The 20,749-nt window shown below is 74.2% G+C and carries 19 protein-coding genes; 8 read left to right on the top strand and 11 right to left on the bottom strand.

From position 1 onward, the window contains the following. Positions 1-81 precede the first annotated feature (81 nt). The 3 genes from EV374_RS26675 to EV374_RS26665 form a co-directional block, all read right to left on the bottom strand. Entirely contained in the window at positions 82-1,749 is a 1,668-nt protein-coding gene (locus EV374_RS26675; protein ID WP_132239915.1) for a fumarate hydratase, read from the bottom strand. Between the two features lie 67 nt (positions 1,750-1,816). Then, positions 1,817-3,202: an outer membrane protein assembly factor BamB family protein gene (locus EV374_RS26670; protein WP_132239993.1), complete on the bottom strand. Its 1,386-nt coding sequence runs from the start codon at positions 3,200-3,202 to the stop codon at positions 1,817-1,819. Between the two features lie 115 nt (positions 3,203-3,317). Further along, positions 3,318-3,806 (bottom strand): Lrp/AsnC family transcriptional regulator, encoded by a 489-nt coding sequence (locus EV374_RS26665; RefSeq protein ID WP_132239914.1) that lies wholly within the window; start codon positions 3,804-3,806, stop codon positions 3,318-3,320. A 186-nt stretch (positions 3,807-3,992) separates the two neighbouring features. On the opposite strand from EV374_RS26665, the gene hppD reads away from it, so the two are divergent. From hppD to hisC, 4 genes are read left to right on the top strand one after another with little or no spacing between them, the layout of a single operon-like run. Then, positions 3,993-5,198 carry a 4-hydroxyphenylpyruvate dioxygenase gene (gene hppD / locus EV374_RS26660; protein ID WP_132239913.1) on the top strand — a complete coding sequence of 402 codons (1,206 nt, stop codon included), beginning with the start codon at positions 3,993-3,995 and terminating at the stop codon, positions 5,196-5,198. Between the two features lie 11 nt (positions 5,199-5,209). Beyond that, entirely contained in the window at positions 5,210-5,935 is a 726-nt protein-coding gene (locus EV374_RS26655; protein WP_132239912.1) for an RDD family protein, read from the top strand. Positions 5,936-5,957: 22 nt separating this feature from the next. Continuing rightward, positions 5,958-7,019 (top strand): RDD family protein, encoded by a 1,062-nt coding sequence (locus EV374_RS26650; RefSeq protein ID WP_132239911.1) that lies wholly within the window; start codon positions 5,958-5,960, stop codon positions 7,017-7,019. After that, on the top strand, positions 7,016-8,119 hold the full coding sequence (gene hisC / locus EV374_RS26645; protein WP_132239910.1) for a histidinol-phosphate transaminase: 1,104 nt from the start codon (positions 7,016-7,018) through the stop codon (positions 8,117-8,119). Before EV374_RS26650 ends, hisC begins: the two co-directional genes overlap by 4 nt. A gap of 49 nt (positions 8,120-8,168) precedes the next feature. Here hisC and EV374_RS26640 read toward each other — a convergent pair whose 3' ends face one another. From EV374_RS26640 to EV374_RS26605, 8 genes are all read right to left on the bottom strand, one after another. Continuing rightward, positions 8,169-9,263 (bottom strand): hypothetical protein, encoded by a 1,095-nt coding sequence (locus EV374_RS26640; RefSeq protein WP_132239909.1) that lies wholly within the window; start codon positions 9,261-9,263, stop codon positions 8,169-8,171. Positions 9,264-9,288: 25 nt separating this feature from the next. Then, positions 9,289-9,831, bottom strand: coding sequence for a hypothetical protein (locus EV374_RS26635; RefSeq protein ID WP_132239908.1), 543 nt, complete (start codon positions 9,829-9,831; stop codon positions 9,289-9,291). Between the two features lie 59 nt (positions 9,832-9,890). Further along, positions 9,891-10,424 carry a hypothetical protein gene (locus EV374_RS26630; RefSeq protein ID WP_132239907.1) on the bottom strand — a complete coding sequence of 178 codons (534 nt, stop codon included), beginning with the start codon at positions 10,422-10,424 and terminating at the stop codon, positions 9,891-9,893. 81 nt (positions 10,425-10,505) lie between these two features. Continuing rightward, positions 10,506-11,786, bottom strand: coding sequence for an outer membrane protein assembly factor BamB family protein (locus EV374_RS26625; RefSeq protein ID WP_132239906.1), 1,281 nt, complete (start codon positions 11,784-11,786; stop codon positions 10,506-10,508). Positions 11,787-11,926: 140 nt separating this feature from the next. Beyond that, positions 11,927-12,400 (bottom strand): SRPBCC family protein, encoded by a 474-nt coding sequence (locus EV374_RS26620; protein ID WP_132239905.1) that lies wholly within the window; start codon positions 12,398-12,400, stop codon positions 11,927-11,929. Between the two features lie 102 nt (positions 12,401-12,502). Continuing rightward, the gene (locus EV374_RS26615; protein ID WP_132239904.1) at positions 12,503-12,712 is read right to left on the bottom strand and encodes a DUF397 domain-containing protein; all 210 of its coding nucleotides are present in this window, start codon (positions 12,710-12,712) and stop codon (positions 12,503-12,505) included. A 177-nt stretch (positions 12,713-12,889) separates the two neighbouring features. Continuing rightward, the gene (fahA, locus tag EV374_RS26610) at positions 12,890-14,089 is read right to left on the bottom strand and encodes a fumarylacetoacetase (protein ID WP_132239903.1); all 1,200 of its coding nucleotides are present in this window, start codon (positions 14,087-14,089) and stop codon (positions 12,890-12,892) included. After that, a complete protein-coding gene (locus tag EV374_RS26605) occupies positions 14,086-14,958 on the bottom strand; it encodes a hypothetical protein (RefSeq protein ID WP_132239902.1) in 873 nt (290 codons plus the stop codon). Before EV374_RS26605 ends, fahA begins: the two co-directional genes overlap by 4 nt. Before the next feature lie 95 nt (positions 14,959-15,053). Between EV374_RS26605 and EV374_RS26600 the strand changes: the two genes are divergently transcribed. From EV374_RS26600 to EV374_RS26585, 4 genes are all read left to right on the top strand, one after another. Continuing rightward, a complete protein-coding gene (locus tag EV374_RS26600) occupies positions 15,054-16,220 on the top strand; it encodes a homogentisate 1,2-dioxygenase (RefSeq protein WP_132239901.1) in 1,167 nt (388 codons plus the stop codon). A 278-nt stretch (positions 16,221-16,498) separates the two neighbouring features. Then, complete coding sequence (locus EV374_RS26595; RefSeq protein ID WP_132239900.1) at positions 16,499-16,681, top strand: thiopeptide-type bacteriocin; 183 nt, start codon at positions 16,499-16,501, stop codon at positions 16,679-16,681. A gap of 110 nt (positions 16,682-16,791) precedes the next feature. Continuing rightward, positions 16,792-19,572 carry a lantibiotic dehydratase gene (locus EV374_RS26590; protein WP_132239899.1) on the top strand — a complete coding sequence of 927 codons (2,781 nt, stop codon included), beginning with the start codon at positions 16,792-16,794 and terminating at the stop codon, positions 19,570-19,572. Between the two features lie 48 nt (positions 19,573-19,620). Continuing rightward, positions 19,621-20,748 (top strand): lantibiotic dehydratase C-terminal domain-containing protein, encoded by a 1,128-nt coding sequence (locus tag EV374_RS26585; RefSeq protein ID WP_132239898.1) that lies wholly within the window; start codon positions 19,621-19,623, stop codon positions 20,746-20,748. The last annotated feature ends 1 nt before the right edge of the window (position 20,749 follow it).

Here is a 20,749-nt window from a genome sequence, read left to right as displayed (position 1 = left end):
GCACGCCAGCCGGGCGAGCTGACGCACGGAGACGACGAGGGGCGCCGGGCCATCTGCCCGGCGCCCCTTCGCGTACGCGGGTCAGCGGCGACCGACCGTGAGCACCGGCTTGGTGACCTCGGCGAAGAAGTCGTTGCCCTTGTCGTCGACCACGATGAAGGCCGGGAAGTCCTCCACCTCGATCTTCCAGACCGCCTCCATGCCCAGCTCCGCATATTCCAGAACCTCGACGTGCTTGATGCAGTCCTGCGCGAGCCGGGCGGCCGGGCCGCCGATCGAGCCGAGGTAGAAGCCGCCGTGCTGCTGGCAGGAGCGGGTGACCTGGGCGGAACGGTTGCCCTTGGCGAGCATGACCTGCGAGCCGCCGGCGGCCTGGAACTTCTCCACGTACGCGTCCATCCGGCCGGCGGTGGTCGGGCCGAACGAGCCGGACGCGTAGCCCTCCGGGGTCTTGGCGGGGCCGGCGTAGTAGACGGCGTGGTCGCGCAGGTACTGCGGCATCGGCTCGCCGGCGTCCAGCCGCTCGGCGATCTTGGCGTGCGCGATGTCGCGGGCCACGACGAGCGGGCCGGTCAGCGACAGCCGGGTCTTCACCGGGTACTTCGACAGCTCGGCGCGGATCTCGTCCATCGGCCGGTTGAGGTCGACGCGGACCACCTCGGACGCGTCGAGCGTCTCGTCGGTGACGTCGGGCAGGAAGCGCGCCGGGTCGGTCTCGAGCCGCTCCAGCCACACGCCCGACGGGGTGATTTTGGCGACCGCCTGCCGGTCGGCGGAGCAGGAGACGGCGATCGCCACCGGGCACGAGGCGCCGTGCCGGGGCAGCCGGACCACCCGCACGTCGTGGCAGAAGTAGCGCCCGCCGAACTGCGCGCCGATGCCGAAGTTGCGGGTCAGCTCCAGCACCTCCGCCTCCAGCTCCAGGTCCCGGAAGCCGTGCGCGCTCATCGAGCCGGACGTGGGCAGCGCGTCGAGGTACTTGGCGCTGGCGTACTTGGCGGTCTTCAGCGCGTACTCGGCGGAGGTGCCGCCGATGACGATGGCGAGGTGGTACGGCGGGCAGGCGGCGGTGCCGATCAACCGCAGCTTCTCCTCCAGGAACTGCATCATCCGCGTCGGGTTCAGCAGCGCCTTGGTCTCCTGGTAGAGGTACGACTTGTTCGCCGAGCCGCCACCCTTGGCCATGAAGAGGAACTTGTACGCGTCGGGCTGCCCGTCGGGGTCCTCCGCGTAGAGCTCGACCTGGGCCGGCAGGTTGCTGCCGGTGTTGCGCTCCTCCCACATGGTCAGCGGGGCGAGCTGCGAGTAGCGCAGGTTGAGCCGGGTGTAGGCCTGGTAGACGCCGCGCGAGACGGCCTCGGCGTCGCTGCCGTCGGTGAGCACGTGCCGGCCGCGCTTGCCCATCACGATGGCGGTGCCGGTGTCCTGGCACATCGGCAGCACGCCGCCGGCCGCGATGTTGGCGTTGCGCAGCAGGTCGAGCGCGACGAACCGGTCGTTCGGCGAGGCCGCCGGATCGTCGATGATCGCCCGCAGCTGGGCCAGGTGCGCGGGGCGCAGGTAGTGCGCGATGTCGTGCATCGCCTCGGCGGTCAGCGCGGTGAGCGCGGTCGGCTCCACGGTGAGGAACCGGCGACCCCCCGGCCCGTTGACGACGTCGACGCCCTCGTCGGTGACCAGGCGGTATTCCGTCTGGTCCGGGCCGGTCGGCAGCAAGGGGGCGTACGAGAACGCGGCGGCACTGCTCATGAGCGGAAAGCCTAGGGCAGAAGGGTCGATCAGTCCCACCCGCCGGGTGGGTCCTGGGACGACGCTCTCACCCGGGGCAGAGCTCCCGCTTCGGGCCGCAGCTGTCCTCCGGCCCGGGTACGCCCGCCGTGCCGCCGGGTCCGGGTACGCCGCCGTCGCGCGGCGGGACGGGGGCGCCCGGCACCCCGCCGAAGCGGACGTAGCCGATCTCCCGCCCCTCACCGATGATCATGCCTCTCGGGCCGACCGCGAGGGCGTTCGCGGAGGTGCGCAGGCTCGCCAGTTCCCGCCCGGTACGCGGGTCCAGCGCCACCAGCCGGGACGGCTTCTCGTCGGCGATCACGGCCGCGTACGGGGTGAGCGCCGCGCCGGCCTTCGGCCCGGTCGGACGGGTCCACCGGACGCGCCCGGCGCCCAGCTCCCGGCCGACCACCGCGCGCTTGTCGGCCGGCCGGACCAGGGCGTACCGGTCGTCGACCGCGAGCAGCTTCTCCCCGGCGGAGGTGACCAGCAGCAGCCGCCCGTCGTAGCCGTCGAGGACCGCCTCGCGGGCGTCCGGGGCCACCCCGATCAGCACGTTGCGCGCGCCGTGCGGGTCCTCCCGCTGCACGCAGCCGGCGTTGTCGGCGGTCCGCAGGTTGATCCCGGCCCGCTGCCACGTCTCCTGGCCGGTCGCCGCGTCCCGGCCGGAGATCGCGAAGTAGCAGGTGCCGTCCTGGGAGCGGGCGGTGATCCGCAGCAGCCGACCGCCGACCACGGACAGCCGTTCGTCGCGGCCGGGCTCGACGTCCTGGAGCACCCGCCCGGTGGCGGTGTCGAGGACGTGCACCCGGCCGTCGATGGGGAAGCCGAGCAGCGGCGGTACGGGCTCCGGGCCGGCCACCCCGTCGTCGATGCGGACGGCGTCGAGCCGGCGGGTGTCGAGCAGCCCCGGATTGTCGCCGAGCAGCCCGCTGCGCACCCCGGGCACGAAGGCCGTCCAGAGCGGTGCGGTGCCGCGCGCGTCCCAGGCGCTCACCGTGCAGTCGGTGGCCTCGACGCAGCGGGCGTCGAGCAGCATGTTGCGGTACGTCCAGACGGCCACCGCGTCGCCGTTGCGCCGCCGGGTGGCGCCGGTCGTCGGGTCCAGCACCTCGTAGCCCTTGACCAGCAGCTTGCCCACGACGACGACGGAGTCCCGGTCGCCGCCGGCCACCGCGGCCCAGTCGGCCTTGCGTTCCCACAGCTGGGCGCCGGTGGCCAGGCTGCGCGCCTCCACGCGGGTGCGCTGCTCGACCACGACGGTCTCGCCGGCGATGGTCACGCTGCGCGGGGTGCCGCCGACGCGCTGCTGCCAGACCACGTCCGGCTCGGAGATGGGCTGGCTCCGGTTCACCCAGTCCCACATCCCGGGGAACGGGTTCCACACTCCGGTCGCGGCGAGCGCGACGACGACGACGAGCGCGAGCAGCAGCCCGCCACGCCACCCCCCGGGGCCGCCCGCCTTCGCCACACGCACACGGTAGCGACGACCGCCGCGCCGCCGCCGTCCCGCGCCGCCGTGTCGCCCCCCTTTCTCGCGCGCCTGCTCAGCGTTGGGCGGCGGAGCGGATCAGGGGGAGGGTGCGGTAGGTGATCTGTTCGGCCAGGGCGATGATCGTCGAGGCGCGGCGGATGCCCTCGTACGAGACGATCTGGTCGATCACCCGCTGGAGGTCGGTGTTCGAGCGGGCCACGATCCGGCAGAGCAGGTCGCTGGAGCCGGTGATGGTGTGCGCCTCCAGCACCTCCGGGATCGCGGCCAGGTGCGCGGCGACCAGGTCGTGCCCGTCCCGCTGGCTGATCTCCAGGGTGACGAAGCTGGTCACTCCGAACCCGATCGCCGCCGGGGAGATCTCCGGCCCGAAGCCCGAGATGACGCCCCGCTCGACGAGCTTGTCCAGCCGGGCCTGCACGGTGCCCCGGGCGACCCCGAGGCGCCGGGAGCACTCCAGCACCCCGATCCGCGGTTCCTCGGCGAGCAGTTCGATCAACCGCGCGTCGAGGGCGTCGAGCTGTACACCCTGACCAGCACTCATGGCATATCACCCTACTGAATGCGCAACCTGACCAGGCATGGGCGCGACAGTTGCCCAGTGCGGCACTTCCCCGCGATCCTCGCCACAGCACCACCGCACAGCAGCACCATCGCAGCACCACAAGCACCACAGCACATGACCGACGGCGGCGGCCACGGGGCCGACCGGAACTTGAGGGAGACCGCGATGACCCAGGCGATCGACCGACCCCAGGCGTCCGACGACGTCGACGTCGACGTGCTCGTCGGCGCCGTCGACCACGACATCAGCCGCGACCCGTTCCCGGTCAAGGGCCTCGACCACGTGCACTTCCTGGTGGGCAACGCCAAGCAGGCCGCGCACTACTACTCGACCGCGTTCGGCATGACCTGCGTGGCGTACCGGGGCCCCGAGCAGGGCTACCGGGACCACGCCCAGTACGTGCTGACCAGCGGCTCGGCGCGGTTCGTGCTGACCGGCGCGGTCCGGCCGGACGCCCCGGGCGCCGAGCACGTGACCAGGCACAGCGACGGCGTCTCCGACATCGCGCTGGAGGTGCCGGACGTCGACGCCGCGTACGCGCACGCCACCGCGCAGGGCGCCACCGGCCTGACCGAGCCGCACGACGTCAGCGACGAGCACGGCACCGTCCGGATGGCCTCCATCGCCGCGTACGGCGACACGGCGCACACGCTCGTCGACCGCTCCCGCTACACCGGCCCGTTCCTGCCCGGCTTCGTGGCCCGCAAGCCGATCGTGGACCGGCAGCCGATGATCGACGCCGGCCTCCAGCCGAAGCGCTTCTTCCAGGCCGTCGACCACGTGGTCGGCAACGTCGAGCTCGGCCGGATGGACGAGTGGGTCGAGTTCTACAAGCGCGTCATGGGCTTCTCGAACATGGCCGAGTTCATCGGCGACGACATCGCCACCGACTACTCGGCGCTGATGAGCAAGGTCGTCGCGAACGGCACCCGCAAGGTGAAGTTCCCGCTCAACGAGCCGGCGATCGCCCGCAAGAAGTCGCAGATCGACGAGTACCTGGAGTTCTACCGGGGCCCGGGCGCCCAGCACATCGCCGTGGCCACCAACGACATCCTGGCCAGCGTCGACGCCATGCGCGCCGCCGGCGTCGAGTTCCTCGACACGCCGGACTCGTACTACGACGACCCGGAGCTGCGCGCCCGGATCGGCCAGGTGCGGGTGCCGATCGAGGAGCTGAAGGCCCGCAAGATCCTGGTGGACCGGGACGAGGACGGCTACCTGCTCCAGATCTTCACCAAGCCGGTGCAGGACCGCCCGACGGTCTTCTTCGAGCTGATCGAGCGGCACGGCTCGCTCGGCTTCGGCAAGGGCAACTTCAAGGCGCTCTTCGAGGCCATCGAGCGGGAGCAGGAAGCGCGCGGCAACCTGTAACACTGACGAGCGTGACGCAGCCTCCGACGTACCCGACGCCGCCGGCCGGTGGGCCTCCGCCCGCCGCCGGCGGCTTCGCGCCGCCGTCCGGTCCCTCCAGTCAGGGGTACGCGGTGCCACCGCAACACGCCCCGCCCGGTCAGGTCCCGCCCCCGGGCTGGACGCCGCCGCCCCCGGGCTGGGCGGGGCCGCCCCGTCCGGCCCCGGCGCTCGGGCCGGGCGGCCAGCCGCTCGCCAGCTTCGGCGACCGGCTGCTCGCCGCGCTGATCGACGTCGCGCTGAGCACGGCGGTGGCGATGGTCCTCTTCCTGCCGCCGTTCCTGATCCTGATCTGGAACATGATGGACGACCTGACCCGGACCAACCCGGACGGCACCCTCGCCGATCCCGATCCCGCGTCGTTCCTGACCGACGTCATGCTGCCGATCCTGCTGCTCGAACTGGGCCTGATCGTGGTCATGCTCGGGCTCTACTGGCTCTACCACGTGGAGTACATGAAGCGCACGGGCCAGACGTACGGCAAGCGGGTGATGAAGCTGCGCGTCGTGCCGCTCGACCCGGCCGCCACGCTGGACCGGCGGATCGCCGGCAAGCGGTACGCCGTGCAGTACGTCGCCGCCATGTTCCTGCCCGGCCTCAGCTACCTCGACGGGCTCTGGCAGTTGTGGGACAAGCCCTGGCAGCAGTGCCTCCACGACAAGTTCGCCGGCACCGTCGTCGTTAAGGTGTCTGCGTGAGCGAGCGCAGCGAGGCCAGGCCATGAGTGTCGGACCGGGATGGTACGTCGACCCGGCTGATCCGGAGACCCGACGTTACTGGGACGGCGAGGGCTGGATCGGCGCACCGATCCCCGTCGACGCCACCCCGCCCGAGGGGCCGCCGCCGGCCGAGCCGCCACCCGCACCCGCCCCGACGTCACCCGCGGCCCCGGTGCCCGCGCCGGGCGCCCCCGCGGGCGGGCAGCCCTTCCCGGGGCAGCCACCCCCCGGGCAGGCACACCCGGGGCAGCCGCACCCCGGGCAGCCGCACCCCGGGCAGCCCTATCCCTGGCAGCCGCCGCAGGGGCCCGGCCACCCGCAGGGTCCCCCGCCCGGCTGGCCGCCCGGTGGCGGTCCGCCGCCTGGCTGGCCACCCGGTGGCTGGCCCGGACGGCCGCCGGAGCCGCGCCCGCACGGGCTCCCGCTGGCCGGGTTCGGCGCCCGGCTGGTCGCGCGGCTGATCGACTTCACGGTCGTCTTCGCGCTGAACGCCGTGGTGAACGGCTGGTTCGTCTGGCGGCTGGTCGAGGAGGTCACGCCGTACTGGCGGGAGGTGTTCCGGCGGGCGATGGCGGGCGACAGCTCCACCGACAACCTGCCGCAGCCCAGCGAGCAGGCCGGCGGCCTCCAGGTCGTCATCCTGCTGATCGCCACCGCCCTCTGGCTCGCGTACGAGGTGCCGACGACGGCCTCGGGCGGGCAGACCTTCGGCAAGCGGCTGGTGGGCGTCAAGGTGCTGCCGGTGAGCGCGGACGAGCCGCTCGGCTTCGGCCGGGCGCTGCGCCGGTGGAACACCCTCGGCCTGCCCACCCTGCTCTGGTACTGCTGCGGCCTGGGTCTGCTGCTCCAGCTCGTCGACGCGCTCTCCCCGCTCTTCGATCACCCGCTGCGCCAGGCGCTGCACGACAAGCGGGCACAGACCGTGGTGGTCCAGCTCCCCCGACGCGACCGCGGCGCCACGGGCGGGCGCACCGCCACCGACAAGCCCGCCACCGACGGGGACGCCGCCCCGAACGACCGCACCCCCGACGACCGCACCGACCCCTCGGGAGACACCCCATGACCGACCCCGGACGTCACCAGCCGGAGCTGCGGCTGACCCGCCCCGACCTGGACGCGCTGCCCAACTACGTGCCCGGCCGCAGCCCGGCCGACCTGGCCCGCGAGCTGGGCCTCCCCGAGGCGATCAAGCTGGCCAGCAACGAGGTGCCGTACGGGCCGCTGCCCGGCGTCGTGGAGGCCGTCGCCGGGGCCGCCGCCGGGGTGCACCGCTACCCGGACATGGGCGCGCTCGCGCTGCGCGAGGCGCTGTCCGAGCGGTACGGCGTGCACGTCGACCAGATCGCCACCGGCTGCGGGTCGGTGGCGCTGGCCGAGCACCTCGTCCGGACCACCTGCCTGCCCGGAGACGAGTTCCTCTACGCGTGGCGCTCCTTCGAGGCGTACCCGATCATCGCGGCGACCAGCGGCGCGACCAGCGTGCGGGTGCCCAACGACGCCGGGCACGGGCACGACCTGGCGGCGATGGCGGCGGCGGTGACCGACCGGACCCGGCTGATCGTGGTCTGCAACCCGAACAACCCCACCGGGACGTCGGTGCGCCGGGCGGAGCTGGACCGGTTCCTGGACACGGTCGGCGAGGACGTGCTGGTCGTGATCGACGAGGCGTACCGCGAGTTCGTCACCGACCCGGACGTGCCGGACGGCCTCACCTACCTCGACCGGCCGAACGTGGTCGTGCTGCGCACGCTCTCCAAGGCCTGGGGCCTGGCCGGCCTGCGGATCGGCTTCCTGGTCGCCCAGCCGACGGTGGCGGCGGCGATCCGCAAGGTCGTGACGCCGTTCTCCAGCAACATGGCCGCGCAGGCGGGCGCGCTCGCCGCGCTGGCCCAGGAGGACGAGGTACGGCGGCGGTGCGCCCTTGTGGTCAGCGAGCGCGACCGCGTCACGGAGGCGCTGCGCAAGCTCGTCCCGGACGTGCCGGACAGCCAGGCGAACTTCGTCTGGCTGCCGCTGGGCGACCGGGCGGTGGACTTCGGCAAGGCGTGCGAGGCGCGGGGCGTGATCGTCCGCCCGTTCGCGGGCGACGGGGTCCGGGTCACCATCGGCACCCCGGCCGAGAACGACGCCTTCCTGGCGGCGGCGGAGACCGCGCTGGCCTGAGGCAGGTGCCGGTCCGGTCCGCCATCCCCTCGCGGACCGGACCGGACTCTCAGGCGACCTCCACCGGTTGCCGGATCCGGGCCCGGCGGCGGTACGCGTGGACCGCGAACAGCAGCAGGACCAGCCCCGAGGTGGCCAGCCCTCCGGTGAGCACCTGCCCGGAGCGGTCGACGGCGCTGGTGGCCGCCACCGGTACGGGCCCGAAGCTGACCCTGCCGGTGGCGGAACGCTTCGTCCAGCCGCTGGCCAGGTCGAGCTTCGCCGCCCAGGGTCCGTCCGGCAGCCGACGGTCCAGGGCGACCCGGACGGTGCTGCTGCCGTCCAGCGCGAGGGTGCCCGCCTCCACCTTCACCGGTCCCGCCGAGAGCCCGCCGGGCCCCTCGGTGAGCCGCAGCTCGCCGGCCAGGTCGAGCGCCCGCCTGCCGGTGTTGCGGACCTGGGCGGTGAGGACGGGGGTGCCGTCCTTCTCCCGCCTGCCGGTCAGCGGGCCGATCTCGAAGCCGGAGGGCGGCTCCCCGCCCGGGCCGACGGAGAGGTAGACCCGGATCCCCGCCCGGCCGACGTTGCGCACGTTCTGTCCGTCCACGCCGGCGACCTCGGCCCAGACCACCGCGTACCGCTCCCCGGCCTCGGCGCTGCGGGGCACGGCGATGGTGACGAGGGCCTCCACCTCCTCGTCGGGGGCCAGCACCTCCTCCGCCGGCGCGACGTCGATCCAGCTGCTCAGCTCGTTCCCGGTGCGCTCCGGGGCGAGGACGAACCCCTTCTTCGTGACGTCGGCGGCGGCGGAGTAGAGGGCGACCGTCCGGCGGATCTCCGAGCTGTTCTGCACCATGATCCGCCGCTTGATCGTGGTGCCGGGGCGGACGTGGTCGACGATGTACCTGTGCGCCCGGGTGTCGTCGCGTCGCTCGACGGGGGCGTCGAGCAGGCGTATCCCGACCGTCGTCGACGGCGCGTCCGGGCTCGGCTGCGCCGAAGGGCTGGCGGAGGGCCTGTGCGGGCCCTTCCGCCCCTCCGGCTCGACGGCCGGCACGTCCGCCTCGGGGACCTGCGGCTCGGCGAGCGCTGGCGGGCGGCCGGCGGCAGCCGGCGAGGGCTGTGCGGCCGACGCCGGCGCCCCGGCCGTGACCAGGACGGTCACCGCCAGGGCGAGGGCGCGGGCCCGGTCATGCCACCGAATGGGTGATCACCCCCGTGTAGGTGCCGCCGACGGCGGTGGGCGGAACGGCGATCCGGATGTCGGGGGCCCAGCTCGCCGTGTTGTTACCGCTGCCCGAGGTCTTCGAGAAGGCGGTGCGGGGGACGCTCAGCGTGACCGCGTCGGCCTGGGTGGGCTGCCCCGGCACGAACACGCCGGTGCCGGTGGTGTTGGTCGCCCCGCCGGACCAGTACTCCGCCAGGCCCGGCGTGATGGTCTCCTCGGGCGTGCCGCCGCCGGTGGTGAAGGAGCTGGCCGACACCGTGACGGTCCAGGTGGCGTTCAGGGCGGCCCGGCTGTCGGTGACGGTGACGGTGCCGAGTTCGCCGGTGATGACGCCGCCGGAGAAGACGGAGCCGAGGTTGACCGAGGCGGGCACCGTGATGTTGAGGTCGGCGGTCGCGACGGTGAAGGTGACGATGGTGTCGCCGGTCGGCGCGGCCGCGGCGGGCGCCGCCATGGCCACCACGGCGGCCGCGGCGGCGGTCAGGGCAAGAAGTGGCTTCTTCATGAGACGCACGTTAGACGTCGCAACAGGGACAATGACGAAGCTTTGAGACAAATCGCCCATCAGGCGACAGAGTGCGTGATCGTGCCGCGGTAGGTTCCCCCGACGATGCCAGCCGGGATGGCGATCCGGATCGTCGGCACCCAGGCCACCGTGTTGTTGCCGCTGCCGGCGGTCTTGCGGAACGCCTCGCGGACGACGTTCAGGGTCACCGCCTGGGCGGAGGTGGGCTGTCCGGGCACCAGCGTGCCGCCGCCCGTGCTCCGCGTCGCCGGCCCGGACCAGTAGGAGACCCGGTCGTTCGCGATCGTCCGCTGCGCCCCGCCGGCGCCGGTGACGAAGACGGTGGCAGAGACCGTGGCGACCCAGGTGTTGGGGTTGACCGGGCCGCGCGCGTCGCGCACCTCGACCGTGCCCAACTGGCGGGTGATGGTGCCGCCGGTGAACCCGCTGCCGAGGTTGACGGAGGCGGGAACGGTGATGTCCACCCCCACCGTCCGGGCCAGCCGGACCGTCCGGCCCGACGGCGCGGCGTCGGCCGGCGAGGCGGTGGCGAGGATCAGGATCGCGCCCAACAGGGCTGCCAGGAAGCGCACAGTGGGACTATAAATAACTTATGTCCGATTTGTCGAGCAGCCGGGCCGGTCGGGGTGTCACGACGCGACGCGGATCGCCGCTCACGCCGCGGCGAGGATCAGCGGCTCCGAGGTGAGGTAGTACCGCTGGTCGTCCGCCGCCGGGTCGACCGGCTTGCGGAGCCGCTCCACGGCCACGAAACCGCTGCCCGCGTACACCGCGCCGGACACCCAGCCGATCCCGTCCGAGCCCACGTTGAGCGCGAAGAAGGACCGCTGCGCCCCCGTCGCCGGGTCCAGCGTCAGCAGGTCGTTCGTCTCCGTCAGCAGGTGCACCCGGTCGGGCTGGACGGCGAGCAGCCGCGCCTGCGACAGGCCCGGACGGCGCCACAGCTCCGCGCCCGTACGCGCCGAGCGGCCCACCGCCACCCCGTCCACGACCGCCACGGCCGTCCCGCCGACGAGTTCGGCGTCCGGCCGGTCCAGGGCCGGGGCGGCGACCGGTTCCCCGGCGCCGAGCAGCCAGCCCCGGCCCGCGTCGTCGCCCGGCCTCGCCGTCCGCAACCCGGTGCACCCCGTCCGGCCGGTGCCGCAGCCCAGCAGGGTCGCCACCAGCTCGTCGCCGGCATCCGGCGGCCGCCAGCGCATGCCCACCGCGCCGGTCGCGGCGTCGCGGAACTCCACCGTCGCCGGCTCCGCGCAGGAGTCGACGGTGATCAGGTGTCCCGACGCGGTCGTGCCGAGCGCGTCCCGGCACCCGGCGACCGTGTCGCCCGGTGGCAGCGTGACGGTGACGTGCGACCGCCACAGTTCGCGGCCGTCGGCCAGGTCCACGGCACGCGCCCACTCCGCCCCGGCCGCCACCACCACCTGCCGCCCGTCGGGCGCGGGGGCCACGAAGATCCCCTGCGGATCCCAGACCGTCGCCGCGCCGGTGCGCCGGACCGCCCGCTCCCCGACCGGCGCCGGCCCGTCCGCCCGCCAGGCGACCCGGCCCGTCCGGGCGTCCAGCGCCACGAGCCGCCCGTCGGACCAGCGGGTGACCACCGTCGTCCCGCTCGCCACGACCCCGTCGAGCGCCGCCGGCCAGCGGCGGTACGACCAGTACGGGGTCGTCCGGTGCCGGCCGTCGACCGGGCGGTCGGCGTAGACCTGACGGTGGGCCGCGTAGACCCGCAGCCGGCCGTCCACGACGAGCGGGGCCACGGGGAGCCGACCGATCACGCCGGCTGAGGGGGACGCGGCAGCCGGGTACCCGGCCCGCGCGGGCGTGCTGACCTCGGCGGGGGCGAGCACCCGGTAGACCGTCGCCGCGACGGCGACGGTGCCCAGCAGCGCCGCGACCGCCACCGCGATCCGCCGCCGGCCGTTCGGGAACCCCATGCCGCACCTCCGCCCGGCACCCTACCCAGCGGAGCCGGTCCGGGCCCTGTCAGGTCGCCGGCGCCCGGGCGCTCCGGCGGTGACCCTGCCGGGCACTACGTAAGGCCCCGGCGTGCGCCTCGGACCACCCGGCGTGCGCCTCAGGCCGCCTCGGTCGCGTTGGTGGCCGCCGCGGCGGCCAGGTCGGCGAGGTCCTGCCGCAGCGCGCGCTCGACCGCGCGGGCCGCCAGCCCGCCGAGCAGCAGCGCGACCACCCGGCCGTACGGGGCGGTCGGTACCGCCTCCTGCTCGACCGTGACGGCGGTGCAGCCCCGGCGACGCCGCTCGACCGGGCGCAGCGCCCAGGTGATCCGGTAGTCCACGCCGGCGCCCCGGGAGCCGAGCACCAACCGTCGGGGCGGCTCGGCCTCGATGACGAGGAACTCCTCGACCAGCGCGGTGCCGTCGGGCTGGGAACGGGTCTCCCGCCACACGGTGCCGGGACCGAACGGGCCGGGGGTGAGCACCTCCACCGGCCCGGTGAAGCGCCGGGTGCGGGTGGTCAGGTCGGTCAGCAGCCGCCAGAGGTCGACGTCGTGCGCCTCCACGAACTCCGTGACCGCCACCGTCGACATGCCACCTCCCGTGGCCTCGACGGTACGCCGGGTGAGCGCGGACCGGGGCCCCCGGAGCGGAATTTCCACCGCCGGGAGCCCCGATCCGGAGCGGTCGACCCGTCAGCGACCGAACTGGCCGGCCCGGATCGCGCCGACGAAGGCCGCCCACCCCGGCGGGCTGACCGCCAGCGTGGGGCCCGCCTGGTCCTTGGAGTCGCGTACGCCCACCACGCCGAGGGCGTCGACCAGGTTGTCCGCCACCTCCACGCAGAGCCCCTGGTCGTTGGAGCGGCTGCTGGTACGCCAGACCGCGCCCGGGAGATCGTTCATCGTCGTCACCTTCCTGTCGTCGGTACGCCAACCGGCGGCCGGGCCGGGACCGGAAGGGGGCGTCCGGCCCGGCCCCGGCGCGGCATGGCGACGGAATCCGCGACGATCAACGCGCAAGCAACGGTCCCCGGTCGCACCAACTGTGCGACCGGGGACCGTCGATGATCGGAAGGTGGGTCAGCGGGCGGCGAGGATCTTCCCGGTCACCTCGCCCAGGGCGATGGTGGTGCCGTCCGGGCCGGGCGCGGTGGCGGTGATCGTCACCGTGTCGCCGTCCTCCAGGAAGGTGCGGGTCCCGCCGTCGGCGAACTTCACCGGCTCGCTGCCGCCCCAGGTGAGTTCCAGGAACGAGCCGACCTGTCCCCGTTCCGGCCCGGAGACGGTGCCCGAGGCGTAGAGGTCGCCGGTGCGCAGCGAGGCGCCGTTGACCGTGAGGTGGGCCAGCTGCTGGGCCGGCGTCCAGTACATGGTGGCGAACGGCGGCTCGCTGACCCGCTCGCCGTTCCACTCCACCGACAGGCGCAGGTCCAGCCCGAGGTGCGGCACGTCGCGCAGGTAGGCGGCAACCGGCGGGTCCTGGTCGGGGGCGGGGACGAAGGCGTCGCCCAGCGCGTCCAGCGGCGTCACCCAGGCCGCGACCGAGGTGGCGAAGGACTTGCCGAGGAACGGGCCGAGAGGCTGGTACTCCCAGGCCTGGATGTCGCGGGCCGACCAGTCGTTGACCAGCACGACACCGAAGACGTGGTCGGCGAAGTCGTCGGCCGCGACCCGGGAGCCCAGCGGGCTGGGCACGCCGACCACGAAGCCGACCTCGGCCTCGATGTCGAGGCGTACGGACGGGCCGGTGACCGGGCCCTGCGGGGTGGCCCGCTGCCCGCTCGGCCGCACCACCGGCGTGCCGGAGACGACCACCGTGCCGGCCCGACCGTGGTAGCCGATCGGCAGGTGCTTCCAGTTGGGCAGCAACGGCGGCTGACCGGGGCGGAAGATCTGGCCGACGTTGGACGCGTGGTGCTCGGAGGAGTAGAAGTCCACGTAGTCGGCGACCTCGAACGGCAGCTGCATCCGCGCCTCGGCCAGCGGCACCAGCAGCGGCTCCACCGCCGGCCGGTGGGCGTCGTCGGTGAGCAGCTCGGTCACCCGCTGCCGGACGGCCGTCCACTGTGGGCGACCGAGGGCCATGAAGTCGTTGAGGGTGGGCCGACCCAGCGTCCCGGCGGCCAGCACCAGGCCGGCCTCCTCCGCGCCGGCCAGGTCGAGCACGAAGTCGCCGATGCGTACGCCGACGCGCGGCGCGCCCTCCGCGTGGCGGAACACCCCGTACGGGAGGTTGGCGACCCCGTACGACGAACCGTCGGCACCCGTCACCCAGGTCATGCTTGAAAGCCCCCGTTCACCAGCCCCAGCCGGATCAGATCGGTCAGTGGTTCCAGGATGCTGCACGAGCCGAAGCCGATCCACAGCGGGCGCGGGCCGTCCAGCCCGGCCTCGGCGTACTGCACCAGCGGGCGCGGGTCGGTCGCGGTGAGCAGCTCGGCGACCGACTCCACGGTGGCGCCCCCGGCGGCCGCCAGCGTCGCCGCCAGCACGTTGACGAAGCCGTGGTGGGTGAAGCCGGTCTCCGGGTCGAGATGCCGGACCGCCTGGTGCAGCCCGGCGGTCAGCTTGAACGGCAGGTCCCGGTCCCGGCAGGCGCAGATCACGGCGGCCAGCTCCGCCGGGGTGGGGAACAGCTCGGCGGCCAGCCCGCCGGTGCGGAACTTCGCGGCGATCGGCACGCCGTCGGCGCGGGCGGCGGCGAGCGCGTCCAGCGCCCCCATCAGCCCGAACGTGAGCGGCAGCTCGGCGTATACGGCGTCGAGGGTGGCCGGACCGGCACCGGCGCGGCGGGCCAGCGCCACCAGCTCGGTCAGGCCGGGAAGCGGGTCCTCGCCGCGCTTGGCGACCGCCGCCTCCACCTGGCGCACGCGGATGCGCGGGTCGGCCGTGGCCCGCACCTCGTCGAGCCGGTCGAGGGGCACGTCGCCGATCACCCCGACCGCGATCCGCTCGTCGGCGCCGAGCAGGCCCGCCACCTCGGGCAGCCTCGTGGCCGGGACCAGGAGCGGGCCGACCAGGTCGGCGTACCAGGAGGCGCGGTGCCGCCGGTGCGCGGCGACGGCGTCGGGCAGCGGCGCGCTGCCGGGCGGGAAGACGGCGGCGTCGTCGACGAGGCCGTCGACGAGCGCGGGCACCTGCGTTGACACGAGACAAGAATGTACGGGACGCTACAAGTAACGGACAACAGCGTCCGATTATCGGACGCCGCTGGATCGGTGAACGGGACGAACCGGGAGGCGAGATGCCGTACTACCGCAGCGTCGGCGAGGTGCCGCGCAAGCGCCACACCCAGTTCCGCCAGCCCGACGGCAGCCTCTACGCCGAGGAGCTGATGGGCCAGGAGGGCTTCTCCTCCGACTCGTCCCTGCTCTACCACCGGCACGCGCCGACCGCGATCGTGGCGGCCGAGGAGTTCACCCCGCCCGCGTTCGCCCGGGTGCCGAACCTTCCGCTCAAGCCCCGCCACCTGCGCACCCACAAGCTCGACGGCGCCGGCGCCGACCCGGTGCTCGGCCGGCAGTACCTGCTCGCCAACGACGACGTGCGCATCGCCTACGTGCTGGCGGACCGGCCGTCCCCGCTGTTCCGCGACGCCACCGGCGACCACTGCCTCTACGTGGAGTCGGGCACCCTGCGGGTCGAGTCCACGTTCGGCGTGCTCGACGCGGTGCCCGGCGACTACGTCGTCATCCCCACCTCGACCATCCACCGGCTGGTGCCCACCGGCGACGCGCCGACCAGGCTGCTCGCCGTCGAGGCGGCGGGGCACATCGGCCCGCCCAAGCGCTACCTCTCCGTGCGGGGCCAGTTCCTGGAGCACTCGCCCTACTGCGAGCGCGACGTCCGGGGGCCGGACGCGCCGCTGCTGGTCGACGGCGAGGACGTGGAGGTGCTGGTCCGGCACCGGCGCGGTTGGACCCGCTACGTCTACGCCCACCACCCGTTCGACGTGGTCGGCTGGGACGGGCACATGTACCCGTGGGCGTTCTCCATCCACGACTTCGAGCCGATCACCGGCCGGATCCACCAGCCGCCGCCCGTGCACCAGACCTTCCAGGGCCCCAACTTCGTGATCTGCTCGTTCGTACCCCGCAAGGTCGACTACCACCCGGACGCGATCCCGGTGCCGTACAACCACCACAACGTCGACTCCGACGAGATGCTCTTCTACACCGGCGGCAACTACGAGGCCCGACGTGGCTCCGGCATCGAGCAGGGCTCGATCTCGCTGCACCCGTCCGGCTTCACCCACGGCCCGCAGCCGGGCGCCGCCGAGCGGTCCATCGGCGCGGACTTCTTCGACGAACTCGCCGTCATGGTCGACACCTTCCGGCCGCTGGACCTCTGCGACGCCGCGACCGCGTGCGAGGACGACGGCTACGCCTGGACCTGGGCCCGCCGCCCCTAGGCGGACGGTTCCGGGTGAGCGGTGCCGCCCTCCGGCGGCGCGGACCGCGGCACCTTCGTGCGTAGGGGTGACGGGCCTCCCGCACATCGGCCGCGTGAGCGCGGTTCCTTCTGTTCGTCAGCCGGCAGCCGTCGTACGGCCATCGGCGACTGGACGCTCGGACGAATAGTTCGTGGGCGGAGCTGACTAACATCTTGCGCACTGTCCATCTTGTCATCGACAAGTGCGCTTGTTCGTCGACGACATTCCCCCTGGAACCGGAGTACACGATGCGCGACATGACGGCCACGCTGGCCGACCTCGAAGACCTCAACCTGGCCGACCTGGAGGTGTCCGACCTGCTGGAGGTGCACGCCGTGCGCGACGCGGTGGCCCTGCCGGAGACCGGCGCCTCGGCGAGCACCTCCGCCGTCTGGCGGTGGCTGGGCTACTCGTCCTGCGCCGCCCAGCTTCCCCAGTAGTCGTACCGGACCGGGGCTGAACCGGTGGGGCCGGGGACGCCGACACCGGCGTTTCGCGGCCTCACCGGCTCAACCGGGGTCGCTGCCGACGACCGCGTACGGAGGAGACCGTGACAACCACCCGCCAGTCCCCTGCCCCGCCGGTGTCGCCGGCACCGGGCGGCCGAGTCGCGCCGGAGGTCCAGGTCGCCCCGTACGTGCTGATCCGCAGGACGGCGGTCGACCTGCCGGCTGCCGGTCCGGTCGGACGGCACCTGCGTCGTCTCCAGGACCAGCTCGTCGATCGGTTGGTCGATTGCCAGGCCCTCGGACCCGAACTCACCGAGGAGCTGTACCGGCTCGGCGGTCAGGCCCCGACGGCGTACCGCCGCTCGGTCCTGCTGCCGCTGCGGCGGGACGTACACAACGACCGGTCGCCGGCCAGCGACCTGCGCGCCCGGCTCGGCGACCTGCCCGACCGGCTGCCGGCGCTGGGGCGTTGGTTGCGGGCCCGGGCCGAGATCGACCGGCTCACCGGCGCCGTCGACGCCGGGTCGGCTGCGGCGCTGGCCGAGGAGCGCGTCGCACTCGCCGCCCTGTGCGGCAGCGAGCCGTTCGGCCGGGCGGTCGCGTTGACCAGCCCCGAGCTGTTGGCAGCGGTGCAGCGGACGGCGGCGCGCGGCGGCGAGCCGGACGCCCGGGGTCGCAAGTCCGAACCCACCGTGCTCCGTTACGCGTTGCGAGCCACCACCCGGACCAGCCCGCTCTCCTGGTTCACCATCGTCGGCTGGGCCCCCTGGCCGGACGACGGAGCCGTCCCCGCCCCGCCCGACCGGGCGCTGCCGACCCACCCGGACCTCGCGGCGGGCCTGGACGTGACAACGGCGGGAGAACCGGTGGCGGTGACCCGTCCCCCCGCCAGCCTGGTCACCAGCCTCTTCCTGGCCGGGACCAGCCGCCCGGACCAGATTCTGCGCACCCCGCACCGGCTCGCGCCCGGCACCCGCGTGCAGGACGGGCACGTGGTGTTCTACCGCGAGCACCCGACGACCGGCGCCGACGGCACGCCGGTGATCCGGGAGGAACGGGTCCGGATGCCGCTGCGGCCCGCACTGGCCGCGATCATCCGGGTGCTCCGCGCCGCACCCGACGGACACCCGCCGGCGGAGCTCGTGGCGGCCCTCGGCCGAGGCGCCGCGCGCCCCGCCACGGACGCCGCCGAGGCCGAGCGGCTCGCGCGGCGTCTCGTCACCCAGCTCTGCGACGAACGCCTGCTGATCCCGGTACCGCCGACCACCGAGCACGACCCGGCGGCGCTGGCGGCGATCGCCGACTGGCTCGGCGACACCGGTGCCCCCGCCCTCGCCGACCAGGTACGGCATCTCGACAAGGACATCCGGTCGCTGGCGGACGTCGACGCTGCGCGGCGCGGCCCGCTCGTACGTCGGATCGACGCCGGCTGGCACGGGGCCCTGCGGCAGCTCGGGGCCGCCGCACCGGCCCAGGCGCCCGTCACCGAGGATGTCGTGCTACCCGGGCCGGCACGCCTGACCCGCCGGCCCGGGGACACCGCCGACCTGACCGCGCTGACCAGCCTCGCGCTGCTGTTCGACGAGGACCAGGTGCTGCGCCGGCTCCTGCGACACCGGTTCGTCGAGCGCTACGGTCCCGGGGCCCGCTGTGCCGACCTCGGCCAGTTCTTCGCCGAGATCGGCGCCGGCTTCGACGACCTGCCGACGGTGACCCCGGAGGGGACCCTGGTGGGCGGTCCGATCGCCCTGGTGCCCGAGCTGGCCCAGCTGGCCACGCTGCGGCAGGAGGTGGTCCGGGCGGTACGCGCCGACGGCGGGAACGACGGTGTGGAGACCGTCATCGGTGCCGGCCTGGTCGCCGAGGCGGCCGCCGCACTGCCCCGCTGGCTGCGGGCCCGGCCGGTGTCGTACGCCTTCTTCGGTCAGCACGGCCCGGACGGGTCGCTGCACCTCAACCACGTCTACGGCGGCTGGGGCCGGTTCACCAGCCGCTTCCTGGACCTCTTCGGCGACAGCGGCATGCGTGCCGCGGTGGCCGCCCAGCTCCGCCGGGTGCTGCCCGGCCGGGTGGCCCAGTTCCGGCCGGTGCACGGGTTCAACGCGAACCTGCACCCGCTGCTGCTCGGCGAGGACATCGGCGACGACCAGCGGCTGGGCGGGCTCGACCTCGCCTCGGTCGAACTGGTGCACGACCTGGCCGGCGACCAGATCCGGCTGCGCGATCCGGCCACCGGTGACCTGCTCGACGTGCTGTACCTCGGGTTCCTCTCGCCGCCGGCGCTGCCGGCCCGGGTGGCCGCGCTGCTCGGCGACCTGGGCAGCGGCGAGGTGGGGCTCCGCCACCTGGCCGCGACCCGGACGGTGGCCGGCCCGGGCGGACAGGCCGTCGTCTCCGACCGGCTCCGCTGTGGCCGCGTCGTCCTCGCCCGCCGGAGCTGGCGCTTCGACGAGGGCGCCGAACGGCACCTTCGCGAGCTCGGCTCGCCGTCGGTCGCCGACGCCGCGGCGCTGCGGGCGGGCTGGGACCTGCCCGATCAGGTCTTCCTGAACCAGGGCAGCCGGCGCGACGGACGGCCGCCCGCACCGGGCCACGCCGCGCGGCACCCCGGCACCCCGGCGCGGCAGCCGTCGGAACGTCCGTCCGCCCCGCCGCCTCCCCCGGCGATCGCCGGGCTCCGGGAGGCGGTCGCCCGGCCCAAGCCGCAGTTCGTCGACCTGGCCAGCCCGCTGCACCTGCGCTGCGTGCCCCGATGGCTCGGGCGGATCACCGGCCGGCTGCTCGTCGAGGAGGCCCTGCCCCGCCCCGCCGGCCACGACCGGCCGCACCGGGTCACCGAACTGGTCGTCGAGACCTACCTCCCGGCGGCCTCCCGTGACTGACCGGCGCCGGCCGTCCGACCGCACCACCGAGCCGAGTGGAGCCCAGCCATGACCGAGCCGAGCACGACCGGACTGACTCCGACCACCGACGTCGTGTGCCACTACCACGAGGAGGCCAAGGCGTCGCTGCTGCGCGACGCCGTCCTGCCCGTCGCGGAGCGGTTGCGCGGTGCCGGGCTGGCCGTCCACCTGGAACGGCACTGGTTGCACGGCCCGCACGTGCGCCTTCGGCTACGCGGCCCCGAGGCGCAACGGGCCACTGCCGCCGCCGAGGCCGCCGAACGGTTGCGTGGTCACCTGGCGGTGGCGCCGTCCCGGGCCGGGCTCGACGAGGAGCTGCTGCTACGCCGGTCCGAGGCGGCCGGCCGGGCGGAACTCGTACCGCCCCCGTACGACCCGATCCACCCGGACAACACGGTGCTGGTGACCGACGGCGACCAGAGTGCGCTGGCCGCGCTGCTCGGCACGCCGGGCGCGGTCGAGTGCCGTGCCGACATCCTCGCCGCCGGGCTGGCTCCCGTGCGGGTGTCGCTCGACCAGCTCGCCCTCGTCGGGGACGCCCAGGCCGCCCGGGTGGGCGTCGTGGTCACCGCCATGGCCGCGCACGCCGACACCTGGCCGGGACGGCTGCTGTCCGGCTACCACACCTTCCTGTCGCACCTGGAGGACTTCCTCTTCGGCGAGCGGGACGAGCTCCTGCGCCCGCGCTTCGCCGCCTTCGCCGACCGGGCCGGCGGGAGGTACCACGACCTGGTCCGCCAGGCGTCCACCCCGGACACCGCCGAGCCGGTGGCGGCGGCGTGGCGGGCGTGGAGCGCGGCCGCGTGGCGGATCGCCGAGCGGGCGTACGACGCGGGCGCGCTCGACGGGGCGTTCTCCGCCGAGTTCCGGCGGCGTACCACCTCGTTCGACGACGCCACCGCGATCCGGTGGGACCTGAGCCGTCGCGGGGCGAGCGCCTACCACCAGGCGCTGGAGGCGTCGGGCTTCCAACGGGTCGCCGCCAGCCGGGAGTTCCAGGTCTACCGGTTCTGCACGAACATGCTCTACCAGCTGCTGACGCTCTGCGACGTCGCGCCGCTGGAGCGGTACCTCGGTGCCTATCTGCTCGCCGAGGCCACCCAGGAGATCCACGGCGTGACATGGCAGGACGCCCTCACCGCCCGCACCGGGTGAC

Source organism: Micromonospora sp. CNZ303, from assembly GCF_004345505.1.
The sequence above is the reverse complement of the archived record's forward strand: the minus strand, read 5'-3'. Positions and strand labels throughout refer to the sequence as shown.